At 44.6% G+C, this 14,647-nt stretch carries 16 protein-coding genes; 10 read left to right on the top strand and 6 right to left on the bottom strand.

Annotated features, from left to right (window positions below):
* Positions 1 to 95 precede the first annotated feature (95 nt).
* A complete protein-coding gene (locus V6C21_RS00915) occupies positions 96 to 1,235 on the top strand; it encodes a glycerate kinase family protein (protein ID WP_479268103.1) in 1,140 nt (379 codons plus the stop codon).
* A 79-nt stretch (positions 1,236 to 1,314) separates the two neighbouring features.
* Here V6C21_RS00915 and V6C21_RS00910 read toward each other — a convergent pair whose 3' ends face one another.
* Positions 1,315 to 2,148, bottom strand: coding sequence for a polysaccharide deacetylase family protein (locus V6C21_RS00910; RefSeq protein ID WP_045085831.1), 834 nt, complete (start codon positions 2,146 to 2,148; stop codon positions 1,315 to 1,317).
* 446 nt (positions 2,149 to 2,594) lie between these two features.
* On the opposite strand from V6C21_RS00910, the gene V6C21_RS00905 reads away from it, so the two are divergent.
* The 8 genes from V6C21_RS00905 to V6C21_RS00870 all read left to right on the top strand — a co-directional run bounded on the left by V6C21_RS00905 (position 2,595) and on the right by V6C21_RS00870 (position 9,323).
* The gene (locus tag V6C21_RS00905; RefSeq protein WP_479268102.1) at positions 2,595 to 3,812 is read left to right on the top strand and encodes a type II secretion system F family protein; all 1,218 of its coding nucleotides are present in this window, start codon (positions 2,595 to 2,597) and stop codon (positions 3,810 to 3,812) included.
* 38 nt (positions 3,813 to 3,850) lie between these two features.
* Positions 3,851 to 4,930, top strand: coding sequence for a pilus assembly protein PilM (gene pilM, locus V6C21_RS00900; RefSeq protein WP_034841909.1), 1,080 nt, complete (start codon positions 3,851 to 3,853; stop codon positions 4,928 to 4,930).
* A 9-nt stretch (positions 4,931 to 4,939) separates the two neighbouring features.
* Positions 4,940 to 5,509: a PilN domain-containing protein gene (locus tag V6C21_RS00895; protein ID WP_034841907.1), complete on the top strand. Its 570-nt coding sequence runs from the start codon at positions 4,940 to 4,942 to the stop codon at positions 5,507 to 5,509.
* Positions 5,506 to 6,285: a hypothetical protein gene (locus tag V6C21_RS00890; protein ID WP_034841905.1), complete on the top strand. Its 780-nt coding sequence runs from the start codon at positions 5,506 to 5,508 to the stop codon at positions 6,283 to 6,285. Before V6C21_RS00895 ends, V6C21_RS00890 begins: the two co-directional genes overlap by 4 nt.
* 90 nt (positions 6,286 to 6,375) lie before the next feature.
* Positions 6,376 to 7,809, top strand: coding sequence for a polymer-forming cytoskeletal protein (locus tag V6C21_RS00885; RefSeq protein ID WP_479268101.1), 1,434 nt, complete (start codon positions 6,376 to 6,378; stop codon positions 7,807 to 7,809).
* 16 nt (positions 7,810 to 7,825) lie between these two features.
* Positions 7,826 to 8,152, top strand: coding sequence for a PulJ/GspJ family protein (locus tag V6C21_RS00880; protein WP_034841900.1), 327 nt, complete (start codon positions 7,826 to 7,828; stop codon positions 8,150 to 8,152).
* Positions 8,153 to 8,165: 13 nt separating this feature from the next.
* A complete protein-coding gene (locus V6C21_RS00875) occupies positions 8,166 to 8,687 on the top strand; it encodes a PilW family protein (RefSeq protein ID WP_034841898.1) in 522 nt (173 codons plus the stop codon).
* A gap of 6 nt (positions 8,688 to 8,693) precedes the next feature.
* Positions 8,694 to 9,323, top strand: coding sequence for a sigma-70 family RNA polymerase sigma factor (locus V6C21_RS00870; protein ID WP_084228841.1), 630 nt, complete (start codon positions 8,694 to 8,696; stop codon positions 9,321 to 9,323).
* A gap of 108 nt (positions 9,324 to 9,431) precedes the next feature.
* Here V6C21_RS00870 and V6C21_RS00865 read toward each other — a convergent pair whose 3' ends face one another.
* Positions 9,432 to 9,674, bottom strand: coding sequence for a hypothetical protein (locus V6C21_RS00865; protein ID WP_479268100.1), 243 nt, complete (start codon positions 9,672 to 9,674; stop codon positions 9,432 to 9,434).
* A 266-nt stretch (positions 9,675 to 9,940) separates the two neighbouring features.
* Between V6C21_RS00865 and V6C21_RS00860 the strand changes: the two genes are divergently transcribed.
* Positions 9,941 to 10,645: a 4'-phosphopantetheinyl transferase superfamily protein gene (locus V6C21_RS00860; protein ID WP_479268099.1), complete on the top strand. Its 705-nt coding sequence runs from the start codon at positions 9,941 to 9,943 to the stop codon at positions 10,643 to 10,645.
* 22 nt (positions 10,646 to 10,667) lie between these two features.
* On the opposite strand, the gene V6C21_RS00855 is transcribed toward V6C21_RS00860, so the two are convergent.
* The 4 genes from V6C21_RS00855 to spoVAC all read right to left on the bottom strand — a co-directional run bounded on the left by V6C21_RS00855 (position 10,668) and on the right by spoVAC (position 14,627).
* Positions 10,668 to 12,377, bottom strand: a complete 1,710-nt coding sequence (locus V6C21_RS00855) for a bifunctional diguanylate cyclase/phosphohydrolase (protein WP_479268098.1) — start codon at positions 12,375 to 12,377, stop codon at positions 10,668 to 10,670.
* Positions 12,378 to 12,761: 384 nt separating this feature from the next.
* Positions 12,762 to 13,118, bottom strand: coding sequence for a stage V sporulation protein AE (spoVAE, locus tag V6C21_RS00850; RefSeq protein ID WP_034841890.1), 357 nt, complete (start codon positions 13,116 to 13,118; stop codon positions 12,762 to 12,764).
* Between the two features lie 36 nt (positions 13,119 to 13,154).
* Complete coding sequence (gene spoVAD, locus V6C21_RS00845) at positions 13,155 to 14,165, bottom strand: stage V sporulation protein AD (RefSeq protein WP_479268097.1); 1,011 nt, start codon at positions 14,163 to 14,165, stop codon at positions 13,155 to 13,157.
* A gap of 18 nt (positions 14,166 to 14,183) precedes the next feature.
* Positions 14,184 to 14,627, bottom strand: a complete 444-nt coding sequence (gene spoVAC / locus V6C21_RS00840; RefSeq protein WP_034841885.1) for a stage V sporulation protein AC — start codon at positions 14,625 to 14,627, stop codon at positions 14,184 to 14,186.
* Between the last annotated feature and the right edge of the window lie 20 nt (positions 14,628 to 14,647).

Below are 14,647 nucleotides of genomic sequence, written 5' to 3'. Positions count from 1 at the left end.
CCCGGTTGCTTAATTTCCAGCAGTCAGCCGCGCATCAACGTGCTGACTGCTGAAATTTTTAGCGGTATGGCCGATATATTGAACGGAGGAGAACTATGAAAAAAGTGGTAATCATTCCTGATTCCTTTAAAGGAACTATGACTTCAAAAGAAATTTGCGACATTATAGGCAGAACCGTCAAAAAATATTACCCGGACTGCAACATAGTTTCTGTCCCCGTTGCCGATGGCGGGGAGGGCAGCGTTGACTGTTTTTTGACCGCCGTCGGAGGCAAAAAGGTTTATGTTGACGTTAAAGGCCCTTATTTTGAGAATATCAGAGCATATTACGGTATAATAAACCAGGATACCGCCGTTATTGAAATGGCGTCATGCGCAGGGCTTCCTCTTGTCGAGGGCAGAGAAAATCCGATGAAAACTACAACATACGGTGTTGGTCAGATGATACTGCACGCGGCCAGCAACGGCTGCAAAAAAATTATTCTGGGCCTTGGCGGTAGCTGTACTAACGACGGCGGTACAGGAGCAGCGGCAGCACTTGGAGTAAAATTCTTTAATGATAAAAATGAAGAGTTTGTGCCGGTTGGCGGGACTTTAAAGGATATAGCCAAAATAGATATTTCCGGCAAGGCGAACATTCTCGACGGCGTATCAATCACAGCAATGTGTGATATAGATAATGTGATGTATGGGAGCAGCGGGGCGGCATTCGTCTTTGCACCGCAGAAGGGCGCAGATGAGAAAATGGTAAAGGAACTTGATAACGGCCTTATGCACCTTTCCGATGTAATTGAATCCGATTTAGGGGTTCATGTTTCGAATGTTCCCGGAGCCGGCGCGGCTGGGGCCATGGGCGCCGGTATGCTTGCTTTTTGCAACGCTGAGCTGAAAATGGGTATACAAGTCGTGCTTGACACAGTGAACTTTGATAAGCTTATCGAGGATGCTGACGTTATTTTCACCGGTGAAGGGAAGATAGACGGTCAGAGCCTCAGGGGCAAAGTTGTTGTAGGCGTGGCGAGAAGGGCAAAGAAACAGGGAATCCCGGTTGTTGCGATAGTCGGCGATATCGGTGACGATATTGACGGTATTTATGATATGGGTGTAAATTCGATATTCAGTATAAACAGGGTGGCGCTCCCGTTTGAACAGGCAAGAAAAAGGAGCAAGTCTGACCTTGAGTCAACTGTTGATTCACTTCTCAGGTTTTCAAAATTAAATATAGGACAGGATTGAGCCAGACGGATATATATAAGTCCAACAGAATAAGCTGAGCGTATAGGTTCTGCTTTTATATTTTCGGCGGTTTAAACATTTAATACGGATATGTCGTTGGCTTGACCGGTATCGGGCGGCTGGACGGCGCCCCGCTTGATGGGGCATTGTTGCTGTGCTGCCTGCCGGCTACGTCTATCGTATAATTATCCTTATAAATGAGCTCCGATACCGGGACGATTTTGTACCCCTGCTGTTGGAGGCTCTCGATTATTCCGGGCAGCGCTTCCGGCGTATGCAGGGCGGCATTGTGGAACAGAACAATTGAACCGGGACGGACATTTTTAAGTACGCGGTTTTTGATAGTCTCTGCGTCATAACCACGCCAGTCCAAGCTGTCCACGTCCCATTGTATACAATAGTGGTTAATTTCGCTCACTGTTTCAATGAGCGCGTTGTTATAGTCACCGAAGGGCGCCCTGAATAAGATGGGGCGTTTTCCGGTGATTTTTTCAATCTTTTCATCGCATGCATTGATCTGATTAATCATTTCGGCGCGCGACAGGTTCGGCATATGGGGATGGGTATTGGAATGGTTCATAACCTCGTTGCCGGCGTCTGACAGCGCTTTTACAGACTCGGGGTATTTATCCACCCATTGGCCCACAACGAAGAAGGTAGCGTGTACCTTGTACTTATTTAGGATATCAATAAGTGTTTGCGTATCCTCATTACCCCACGCCGCGTCGAAGGTGAGGCTTACCACTTTTTCATTTTTGTCAACACTGTAGATGGGGAGTTTTCTGGACTGTGCTGCCACCGCTTCAGCGGCCGCTGGTATAAGTCTTGTGACCGCCGCAATGAAGACTATGGCAAAACAGATAATAAGAGCTCCCGCTATAAGCGACTTCTTTTTTACTATAATTACCTTCATAACCATGCCTCCGCTCTTATTTACATTACAGTCAAAAATATGTAATGACGGCATGGACAAATTACATCATATAAGTAAAAAACATAAACGGCAGTTTTGTAAAATTTAAAGGCGGCAGATGAACTACAGTTTACCTGCCGCCTTTTGTTACTGCAAATGACAAAAGTTAAGTTAAAAGTTTTATTTCGACGAAAATTTACAGAGATAAGGCATATATGAAAAAATTATCAATTGTAGGAAAACTGTTGACATAATATTGCAAATGATTATACTATAAAGTGTAAACAAAAATAAACGATATTTATTTAAATTTTGAAACAATATCAAAACATTACTATCTTGACATAATTTTGCAAATCTTGACCCGTCGCATTTTACAATGTGATGGGTTTTTTTAGCATAAAGCGAATTGGGATTTTGTGCTTGAAGCCTCTGGAAGGAAGTGAGTGCTTGTGCCTAAATACCAATTTAAATCAAAAGATATGAGCGGAAAACGCTACACCGGAACAATTGAAGCTGAAAACCTTGATGCATTTTACCACATTCTGAGTGAGCGGAATCAATTTTGTGTTTCTGTTCGGGAAGCCGGAGGGTCGTCAAAAGATATAAATCTTTCCAAAAAGAAACTAAAGTTAAAAGAGCTGGCTATCTTTTCACGCCAGTTTGCCACGATGCTCAGTTCCGGCCTTACCGTAATAAAATGTCTGGACGTACTTTATAAGCAGACCCACACAAAACATTTGAAATCGGTTATTCTCGGTGTATATGAGGCGGTTCAGAAAGGCGACTCACTTTCAAAGGCGATGAAAGCACAAAATGGCACATTCCCTCCACTTTTTTTAAGCATGGTTGAATCCGGAGAAGCAGACGGTTCGCTTGACAGTGTAATGGAACGCATGGCTGACCAGTATGAAAAAGACAGCCAGATGAAAAACAAGGTAACACAGGCACTCATTTATCCATTAATACTTTCAATAATGATAATTGTAGTCCTGATATTTATGCTTACTTTCATTTTGCCGCGGTTCTCAAATTTATTTGCTGAACTTGGCGGCAATTTGCCTATTCCGACAAAAATTCTGATTGCTATAAGCAACGGAATTATAAGGCATTGGTACATAATTTTATTAGTCATTGCCGGAATAGTTTTAGCGGTGCATTACATATTAAAAACCGACAGCGGCCGGCTGTGGTGGGACAAGCTAAAGGTAAGGATGCCGGTTGCCGGCAAACTTCTGTGTATCATATCTGCGTCGCGTTTTGCCCGCACACTCGCGTCGCTTTTCAGCAGCGGCATGCCGATTGTCCAGTCTCTGGAAATTGTCAGCACTGTTATCGGAAACAAATATATAGAGGATCAGGTACACGAAGTAGAGAATGAAGTCAGACGCGGCGTATCACTTTCCAAGGCGGTCAAAAAGGTCGAAGTTTTTCCGCCGATGCTCGCCTCAATGCTGGGAGTTGGTGAAGAGAGCGGAAATCTTGATGAGATTTTAAAAAAGACATCAGCATTTTATGACGAGGAATCAGCCGCCGCCATACAAAAGCTGATATCGCTGATAGAACCAATTATGATTATATTTCTGGCTGTTATTGTAGGGTTCATTATAATTTCGATAATTCTTCCTGTTTTTACACTATACAATACCGTCGGTGGCTCGTAAATTCGGTTCGGAATGACAGCGAAAGCGGGGAGATGTATATGCTCATAGCCATAGATGTGAACGGAGACAGTGTATATATCGCCGAAGGCAGCGCTACGCCGGGCAGTGTCGAGGTAAATAACTGCTACGAAATCGTACTGCCTGAAGGGACGGTAGAAGACGGCGTTATCAAAAACCAATCTGCCCTAAAGGCAAAAATAAGCAGGCTGATGAGCGCTCACAGCTTTAAGGTAATGTCTGCTGTAGCCACATTTATAAGCAGCGGGGCTATTTCAAAAAGACTTACCCTGCCTCCCGGGAAACGCTCTGAAATTGCAGGTATGGTGAGGAATCAGATGTCCCAAGCGGTCGGCGACCCTTCCGAATATTTATTTGATTATACATATATAACCCCTCCCCAGAGCAAGACGGCTCCTGTAGAAGTATGGGCCTACGCAGTCGAAAGGGAAACAGTTGAGAGCTTTCATTCCATGTTTAGAAGTGCACGGCTGAGGCCGTCGGCGCTTGATATTCATCCCAACTCCATTCAGAAGCTGCTTAGAGGTGCTTGCGTAAACGAAAGAGAATTGAAGGGGCGGTCCACCCTTTTTGCGGAAATTGAACGCGATTATATTGAGATACACCTTTTTAACGGTGATGAGCGCGCATTTTCCCGGATTGCACCGGTGTCGGCGAGTGAATTTCTGATGATTGCCGACAGCCTTGGCTATGGAAGGCAAAACGACGTAAGCAATATGGAAACAGAGTTTGACAATGGGGCGGAAAACAGCATTAATCAGAACGCCGGAGGCATTTCATACGGGCTGCTTGACGTCACTCCGCAGATGCTTGAGCGTGACACCATTCTCGCAGAGGCGGTAAGGCAGTACACAGGCCGGATTGCAGATGAACTGCAAAAGATGATTCAGTTCCAGCTGATGAGGGACTCAACCATGCCTGTTTCCTGCGTATATCTTTATGGCGGGCTTGCTGGAATAAAAGGGATTGATATGTGTATCGCCCAAAACATCACCTGCCCGGCGGAAGTTGTCAAAAGTATTTCCAAGGTAAAAATCAACGATAATAGAATGCTTTATAAATATCTTAACGCCATGGGTGCCTTGATAAGGCTCAAATAGGAGGAAAAAATGCGAAGAGACATTAATTTCTTTTCGGTTTACCGCATGCCACAGTCTGAGGGTGAGTCGAGAACTTTCAATAAAGTTGCAGTTATTCTCCTTGTCGCAAGCCTTGCCGTGGTACTTGCTGTTTTCGGCGGTATAAAGATATTAAACTTAAGGGCAGTATCTGCGGATAATGCAAATCAAAGTTATCTTAAAAGCAGCGAAATTTTAGAATTCAAAAAACAAATTCAAAATGCAAAAACAAAGTTATCGGCTATAAGTTCATATAAGCAGGCAGCGCAGCGCGTTTCAGAAGGTTTTGACTCTTTGCCACAACCCGACTCGGAACTGCTGGCCTTCATAGCGTCTAAGCTGCCCGAAGATACATCAGCAGATGCCATGAGCTATAGCGAGGGTACTCTTACGATACAGTGTTCCTCCAATGACAGCCTGTCCGCAGCGAAGTTTGCACATGCGCTTGAAGAAAGCGGCAGATTCAGCAGCGTGAACTATTCCAAGATTTTTAAGTCTAATGAAAACAGCCGCTTTACTTTTTCCGTCATGATATCTCTCAAAGGGGACTCAGAGAAATGAATATTAACCTGAGCAGGAGAGAAAAGATCTTAATTTTGACAGCGGCCATTACAGCGATAGTCCTATTAGGATTTAAGTTTCTGATTTTGCCTGCGGCGGACGAGTATACCATCAATGCCGCTAAATTGGCAGAATCCAGTATGGATGTAAATACGGTAAAAATTCAGCAGGCCGACGCAAAGGGCATTGAGGAACAACTCAAAAATGAGTATGACGAAACAAATGCTGTGGCCTCACCGCTTCTGCCCCCGATTGACAAACCATCCCTTAACGTATGGCTTGTAAACATCGCGAAAGGCAGCGGCCTTACTGTAAATTCTGTCGAGATATCGGATCCAGTGGCCGCAAATCCCGGCGTTCCCCTTTCTAAAGACGGCGGGGGCAAGACTGACAACTCTTCTACTTCAAGCGAAATAGAATATAATCTCAAAACCTATGCCGAAATTGCAAAAGGCACTGCAACACCGTCCCAAATTGCCAACGCTAATGCCTCATCTTCAAAGCCGTCTAAGTCATCGTCAGAGCAATCAAACGACGCTGAGATGGTGACCGTTAAGTTGACTGCTGCTGGCAGCTATCAAAACGTAAAATACTTTCTGGATGCGATAAAGGACACAAAGAAATATATAGTCGTAAATTCCTTTGATTTCTCTGGGAAAGAAGATAATCTGACATTTAATATAAAGCTTGAATGTTATGGAGCGGAAAAATTAACGGACGACGATACTTTCAAATGGGAGCTGCCCGCTCCGTCAGGACAGCAGGACATTATGTGAGAAGCAAATATATTTTCTACATAGACGGTTTTGTGTTAAATCTTGGTTGAAGTTAGTTTTTGCGGAGTGTAAAGATAAGGAGGGTTTTGCATGAAACGCCATAACAGCGGCAGCACGCTAATTATGGTTGCCGTTATGTCCGCCGTGGCGTCAATACTGGCAGCCGCCCTTATTACTTTACTGCTTACAGCAAACATTGTTTCCGAGAAGAACCTGAATGCCCAGCAGGCATATTTCACTGCCCGCTCGGCAGTGGATGCCGTGATAGCAAAACTGAACGATAAAAACGACGCTTCTTTTAGAGAGTATGTTGCTTCACTGCAGGATGACAAGGACTATACCTCTGAGATGGGGACAATGAGCGGCGGCGGGAATTATGAGATTACGCTCCGCAAATCTGGGAAAAAACTCAAAGTAACTGGGAGGGGTTATTATCCTGCCTACGGTGCTTCCCATACGGCGGTGGGCACTGTCAATGTCAATCTGGCTGCACCTGAAGATACCCCCACTTTAAGCCCGCTGCACAACATCATCTATATAACTGGGTCACAAGGTTTGTTTATAGGTACTGCCAATATAACTGGTGATATTGTATATCCTGGTTCTTTGAATATTTCGAGCGGCACTGTGATTGACGGGAATGTTTATGTCGGCGGCAACCTTAATGTTTCAAACGGTGCACGCATTGAAAAAAACGCTTATGTCAGTGGCGATCTTTCAATGGCGGGGCATTATATCGGCGGCGATGCTTATTGCCTCGGCAATGTCTTTTTCGCCGGCGAAAGCAGGCAGATAAGAGGTACGTTGTATTATAAAGGCTATGCTGAGACCGCAAACAATAATCTCTCATTTTTCGCGCCGTCTTCGGTTAAGAAACCGGATCTCTCTTTTGATATGCCTTTTACATCAGCAAAAGCGGATACGAACCTACCGGATAAAGTATCGGCTGAAGTGCATGCAAATCCTATAATGATCACCCATTCGACTGCGCTTATCAACAAAAGCGGCACTATCGTCTCCTGCGACAATTATTCCGACGCCAATCGGCCGGTCATAATTGATACCAGTGACGGCGACATATATCTTTTAGTAAATAGAAGCACAACGCTTATGAACAGGCAATTCTATGTAAAAGGCCCCAACCACCTATACATATATTTAGAGGGGAACGGAACGACACTGACACTCACAGGCGGTTTACCTGTTATCCGTATGTATGATAAGAATGAGGAGCCGAAGATATTTGTTATAGGCGGTTCAGGAACCAGGCTGGAGCTCCAGTCAGCAGAGATTGATGGGGTAATTTACATGCCTGACGGAAGCATAGATATGAGCGGCGGTGTCAGCGATAACGGTGTCCAAACCGGTTACGCTGTCGCAGGAAGCATTGTAGCGAATAGGGCCTATATTGATTCCAATCTAAAACTTAAGTTTGTAGAGATGAACCTTGACGGCACCCCATTGTCAGTGCTAAGCGGAAAAGCACAAGGGACTGATCCGTGGCAGATTGAATCATGGAGTTAGTGCGGGGGCGGGTTTGATGAAAACGAAGTTAAATCGCAACAGCGGTCTCACGCTCATCGAAGTCATAGTGAGCACTGCGCTTCTCGCAATATTGTCAATTATGCTTGTGACAATTATGGCAGTCGCAACCACTGCCATCAAAACGACGCGCGAAAGGACAAGCCATGCCATGGCTGCTGCCGGACAGATTGAGGAGAATAAAGCAGAAGGTTCGCAGAGCCCGGCTTCTTCAACTACGGGACATCTGACAATAACCTTTGGCGGCAACAGATATGACGTTTCCGGTTCATATGTTTCCGGCGTGGACGGCGGTGTCAAATACTATGAGTTTGTACCGGACTGACGGGGGTAATACTGTGAAACTCAAATCAGCCCTCCGGGCATTAAGGAAGAATAGCAAAGGCCTGACACTGATAGAGCTGACGGTGACAATAAGCATAGCGGCCATTATCATGGGCTCAATCGTCACGATAGTAGTCATTATGTATAAATCCTTTGATTCGGACGGAAATAATGTGCAGGCGCAGAATTTATGCGTTATGACAATGCAGAAGATTACAGATACGCTTAGATATGCAGACACAGTCACAATCTCGGATATTGAGAGCGGAAACGGCATATATTATGACAAGTCAGCCGACGGGATACATATGGGCAACGACGTTTTTTTGGCAGGCGGATTCAAAGGCTATGCTGTCGATTTCAAATTTTCAAAAGAGAAAGATAATTTGCTGGCCATATCAATGTGCGTGAAGTCGAAAAACGGCAAGACCAAATACTACACGCTGACCTCTAAGGTGTATTTAATGAATGGAAAGATAGAAAACGAAGGTACGGGGAATTCTTCGGTTCAATACACGGCAAATATTACACAGTAATGTGAGATGGTGACAATGGTTGTCAATATTAACACCGCTTACCGTAAATACAAAGAAAACCAAGCCACCCTCGATTTAATAATCGACGGTGGTGAAGGCATTATACGGCATTATTCAAAAATATACGGCGGCGGACTCGACAGCGACGACTTGTATCAGACGGGTGTAGTTGGGCTGATTAAGGCGGTGCGTACGTTCGACCCATCCCATGGCACATCTTTTTCAACATGGGCCTGTGCCTGCGTCATCAGTGAAATACGCCATTATGTCCGCCATGAGACTGCCTGCAGCCGCTGCGAAGATTGGTCAGAGAGTATTGACGAAGCGGAGGAGGGGGAGTTGGCTATTGCGGCCGAACTCCAGAGGCAAAAACCGTTTCACTTAGCGCTTGATGATAAGATTATGCTCGAACAGGCCTTTTCAAAGCTGAAACCGCTTCAGCATAAGGTAGTAGAAGCGCTGTTTTTCCGCGACATGACTCAGGAGCAGACAGCAAACGAACTTGGTTTGACCCAGCGAAAGGTCAGCCGCGTAAAGAGCGCCGCTATAAATACGCTTCGCAGCCTTTTGGATGTGGATAATTTTAAAATCACAGATAAAAAAGACAGCTTTAAGCTAATAAAGGGTACTAAATGAAGCTGTGCAGGAATATATTTAAAATGAAAGAATAAATTGCTGGAGTTTTAAACCTGCGCCGGACAATCTGTTGATAAAACTCAGCGCGTGCGGATGCTGATTGCCGTGTTAAAACCTGCTAAAGAAGGTTAAACGCAAAGAAAAAATAACAGCCGCTGTTGTGAGAAAATCAAAATAGCGGCGAAAAAAATATTGCTGAGTATCAGAGACAAAACTGGCGCCCCCTGCTGAAAGCAGGGGGCGCGAAATATCACCAGTATCTGCCCAATCTGTATATATTGTGATATGGACCGCAGCCACAAGGGTTACAAAAACTTGGACAGCCGTGTATATTACAGCGATAGCTGGCACAAGGGTGGCAGCAATTGTTACAGCAGTTGAAAAAATTACTGCAGCAGTTTAGGAACCCAAAATCATTGCAAAAACCACGGCAGCCACAGCGGCTGCCACCGCTGCACAGATACGAGAGAAGTAATATCGGAAGGATGTCCCGCATTGACAGACCCCCTTTTTATACATAATATTCTATGAAGGACAAGGGTGTTCTCTGCGTTAGCGGGATTACCTGATTTGTATTATAATAAACGTAAAATAAGATAAAGGGCGGGGAAGGCAAATTGAGCAGCGCGTTTGAGTTTGTCAGCGTCGACTTCAGGGATATGCCGTTTGATGACGGAATCCTAAAAAAATACCTGCACGACAGCGAACTCAGCCGCATTTCAAAAGCGGCTGAAAAACGAAAACAAGAGTTTCTGTACGGCAGGATTTGCGCCAAAGCCGCCTATAAAAAACTGACCGGCAGGGATATATCTTATAATATGTTCCCTGTGAGAAGTGACAGCCGAGGTTCTCCCTTTTTAGACGACGGTAGCTGCTTTGTCAGCATAACGCATGACAGCGGCCTTGCCGCAGCTATAGTTTCAAACAAAGAAAAACTAAGGGCGGCTGTCGATGTGCAGCGGATGGATTATCATAATACTGAAGTGATATATAAATTCTTAAATGAGCGTGAGAAATTGCTGTTCAATTCGGTATCGCTGGGTTTCCGCCGGGAATTTACGGCAAGCGCATTCTGGACGGCAAAAGAGGCCATGAGCAAGCTTTTCGGATATGGTTTTTCTATGTTCAGTGCACTTGAAATAAGCGAAGTCGGGCGGGAAGAATACGTTTTTGTAAATTTCAAAAATTTTAGCGGCTTCAAGGTAATATTAAGGGAACAAGGGGAATTCCTTTTCGCTTTTGCGGCGGAGAATAAAGAAGTTCAGATATTTTCAAATTATCCATTAAAAATACTGACGCCAACTGAGCTTTTCGGCATTTAAAATAAAAAAAGAAACAGCATCTTTATGCTGTTTCTTTTTTTGTTGTATTTCCCAACACCTTTAAAAATATCTCTACTATTTCAGGGTCGAACTGCGTTCCAGACCCTTTTTTGATTTCGTTTATTGCAGTTTCTTGGCTGAGAGCCTTGCGGTAATACCTGTCGTTGACCATAGCGTCGTATGAATCCGCAACGGCGAGAATCCTCGACAGGAGCGGGATCTGTTTGCCGGCGAGCCCCTGTGGATATCCTTTGCCGTCCCATCTTTCGTGATGGGTCAGTATATAGTCGGCAATATGTGCAAGCTCAGGAGTGGACCGCGCTATGCGGTAGCCAATTTCACAGTGCCTGCGCATTTCAATCCATTCCTCTTCAGTCAGGTTGCCCGGCTTTAACAGCACTTGGTCTTTTATACCGATTTTCCCGATATCATGGAGCATTGAAAAAAGCTCAAGGTCATTTAGCTCATTCTGAGAAAGCCCCATCATTTTGCCGATTTGGACACTTAATACGCTAAGGCGCATCGCATGTTCTTCTGTTTCAAAGCTCTTCTCGAACAGCATTTTTTTGAGTGAGGAAATAACGGAGCTTCTATTACTCCGGCTTTCGAGGAGCTTGTGACGGTACATATAATTTTCAGCAACTTTAAGCGTATCGCTCAGATTTTCTAAGGCAGAGGTTTTTGTTGCATATCCGAGGGATATGCTCACCATGTTTTTGCTGTCCTGTCTGTTTTCGCAAAGATGAAGTATATTATTGCAGACTTTTGCCGCTTCATCAGATGTAGTGTTCGGCATGAGAATTACGAATTCATCGCCGCCGTAACGCGCTACGATATCTTCGTCACGGCAGGCAATTGATAAAATATTTGCGATAGAAACAAGGATTTCATCGCCTTGGCGGTGGCCAAAAATGTCATTTGTCATTTTCAGCCCATTTACGTCACCCATCAAAATTGATACAGGCAGATACCGCTCTTTGTTGTATTCATTTAATTTTTGTTCAAAATAGGTGCGGTTATAAAGACCTGTTAGCTTGTCGTGATAGATTAGATAGGTGATTTCCTCCTCGCGGCGGTGCTGCTCGCTGAGATCGTTTATGAGGGCTATAAAACCACTGTTGTTTTCAATAGGAGTTATGTCGAGGGATATGTTTAAAAATTTCCCAGTGTAGTTTTGAAGCAAAAGTCCGTTTTTATATGACACCGGCTCGTCTGTCGGCCCAAGCTCAACGCCAGACAAGGTTTTTTCGTTAAAAAGCTTTACGACATTTTTGAACGGTTGTCCTATTTTGTCGCGTGAGCAACCTAACAAATTATAAGCGGCGGGATTCATGTAATTTATCTTTCCCATGCCGTTGACCGAAATTAGACCAATCGGGACGGAGACCAGAGCCTTTCTTAGATAGTAATTTATCAGGTTTGAATAAAAGTTGAGGCTTGTAATACAAACTACATAATCATCATTTCTGAATTTTAGCTGCACGTCGTATTTTGGGATACCGTTCTTTGAATATTTGAAATGTTTTATACCCTTTTCTGCTTTTTCAGCAATATCTTTGAACAGTGGCCTGAATTTCTCCGGTGAGCAAGAAAATGTTTTGCCAGTAATGTCTTCGCCAATAAGTGTAGAAAAGGCGTCATTACATACTGTAAATACATAATCTAATCCGGAAGGAATTTTTACAAAACAGGCGGCGGCTATAGGTATATCTAGAATCGAACATTCTGCCAAACAAATCACCACCTGCAAAAATTAGCAAATCATGACGGACTAATACTGAAGAACCATAAAATTGTTTCTTTTAGATACTTTATATATATTATAAAATGGGATTATTGTTATTACAATAAATATGTACCATTTTTGTAGGAATTATAACAAGAAAAATATTGCCAAATTATTCATTTAATATAATATGTGCAGCGCAGCCGTAATAGTTTTAACAGATATATTAGTGGAGGCTGCAGGCGTAAAAATATAAATTTGCAAATTTTAATTCTATATGATATTTGAACGCAAGGGCAGGCGCATAGCCGATGGGCTTGGGACAAGCCCGCGTGCAAAATTTTCGCAGGTTTGCACGCAGGCAGCCGCGGATTTTCTTCGCATAGCCGGTCAGGTTTTGTCGCCGGGCTTGAATATAAGTGAGATGACATATCCGAAAAATACCGCAGCGGCTATACCGCCGGCTGTCCCCATAACACCGCCTGTGAAAGCCCCGAGCAGACCCTGCTCACGCACACCCTTTTCGACGCCTTTTGCCAGCGCATAGCCGAAACCGGTCAGTGGGACAGTTGCACCTGCACCGGCGAAGTTTACGATGGGTTCATAGATACCGAGAGCGGTCAGCAATACACCGGCAGTAACGAAACATACAAGAATGCGGGCGGGCGTCATTTTGGTTTTATCTATCAGTATTTGTCCGACGACGCAAAAAAGGCCGCCGACAATAAATGCTTTTATATAGTCCATAGTAATAAACGCCTCCTTGCCGCATCGGCGGCGAACCTATTTTGTAGAAGAAATATGAACAAGATGAGCAATTGACGGGATGGATTCACCCTGCTGGACGCTTGTAGGGCTCATCAACGCTCCCGTTCCGACAAACAGCACTTCTTTAAAATTACCGGCGCGCATATTGTTAAAAATATGTGTGCACATCACGAGGGCAGAGCAGCCGCAGCCTGAACCGCCCGCATGAACGTCCTGAGCCTTTCTGTCATAGATGAGAATTCCGCAGTCGGTAAAGTTTTTGAGCTTTATATTTTCCTTTTCGAGCAATTCAGAAGTGAGGCGGGAGCCGACAAATCCGAGGTCTCCAGTAATGATTAGGTCGAAACTGTCAGGATCCAAGCCTGTATCGTCAAAATACGATTTAATTGTTTCAGCCGCTGCGGGCGCCATAGCCGCGCCCATGTTGTTCATGTCTTTTATACCCATGTCTACTATCTTGCCGAAGGTTACTTCTTTGATAAAGGGCCCATCGCCCTCCTTAGCAATAATAGCGGCACCGCTTCCGGTTACCGTCCATTGTGCGGTTGGAGTCCGCTGGCCGCCGTATTCGAGCGGGTAACGGAACTGGCGTTCTGCTGCGCAGAAATGGGAGGAGGTAATGGCCGCTGCCACATTTGCGCAGCCTGTGTCGACCGCAAGGGAAGCGAGTGCTATTGATTCCGCCATAGTGGAACAAGCGCCGAAAAGCCCGATAAAGGGGATACCGAACTCCCGCAGACCGTAGTTTGACCCTATGCACTGGTTAAGCAAATCACCCGCGAAAACCATGTCAACGGTTGTCGGCGTTATGTTTGCTTTAACCAGCGCCCTTGTAAGCGTATCCTTTTGCATGCGGCTTTCAGCTTTTTCCCATGTTTTTTCGCCGCAGGTGTCGTCTTCATAAATATAATCAAAAGCCTCGGCGAGCGGTCCTTCCCCCTCCTTTTTGCCGGCTACCCCGGCATATCCTTTTACTGCGGGACAGCTTTCAAGTTTTATCGTATATCTTCCGACTCTTGAAGCCAAAAAACCACCCCCCGAGAATTAAAACAATCTGAATATCCAGAGAATAAGTCCGTATATTATTGAGGCCGATATTCCAAACACAAGTACCGGTCCGGCTATTGTGAACATTTTCGCACTCATGCCGAGAATAAAGCCTTCACTTTTGAATTCCAAAGCCGGAGAAACAATGGAGTTAGCAAAACCCGTTATAGGAACCAGCGTACCTGCCCCCGCGTGCTTTGCAATATTGTCATATACTTTGAGGCCGGTAAGCAGCGCTCCTACGAAAACAAGCGTTATCGACACAGAAGACGACGCGTTTACCTTGTCGAGCCCAAAGGCTTTATACATGTTTAAGAGCGCCTGCCCGATTGTGCAGATAAGCCCGCCCACAAGAAACGCCCAAATCATATCTTTAACTAAATTAGATTTAGGCGATTTTACCTTTGTCATGGCATCGTATTCTTTTTTTGTCATTTTCATAAAATCAAACCTCCATATAA

The sequence above is a fragment of the [Clostridium] cellulosi genome, assembly GCF_036762875.1.
GTDB classification, from domain to species: Bacteria; Bacillota; Clostridia; order Oscillospirales; family Ethanoligenentaceae; genus Ruminiclostridium_D; species Ruminiclostridium_D cellulosi.
This window is presented reverse-complemented; position numbering and strand designations above follow the sequence as displayed.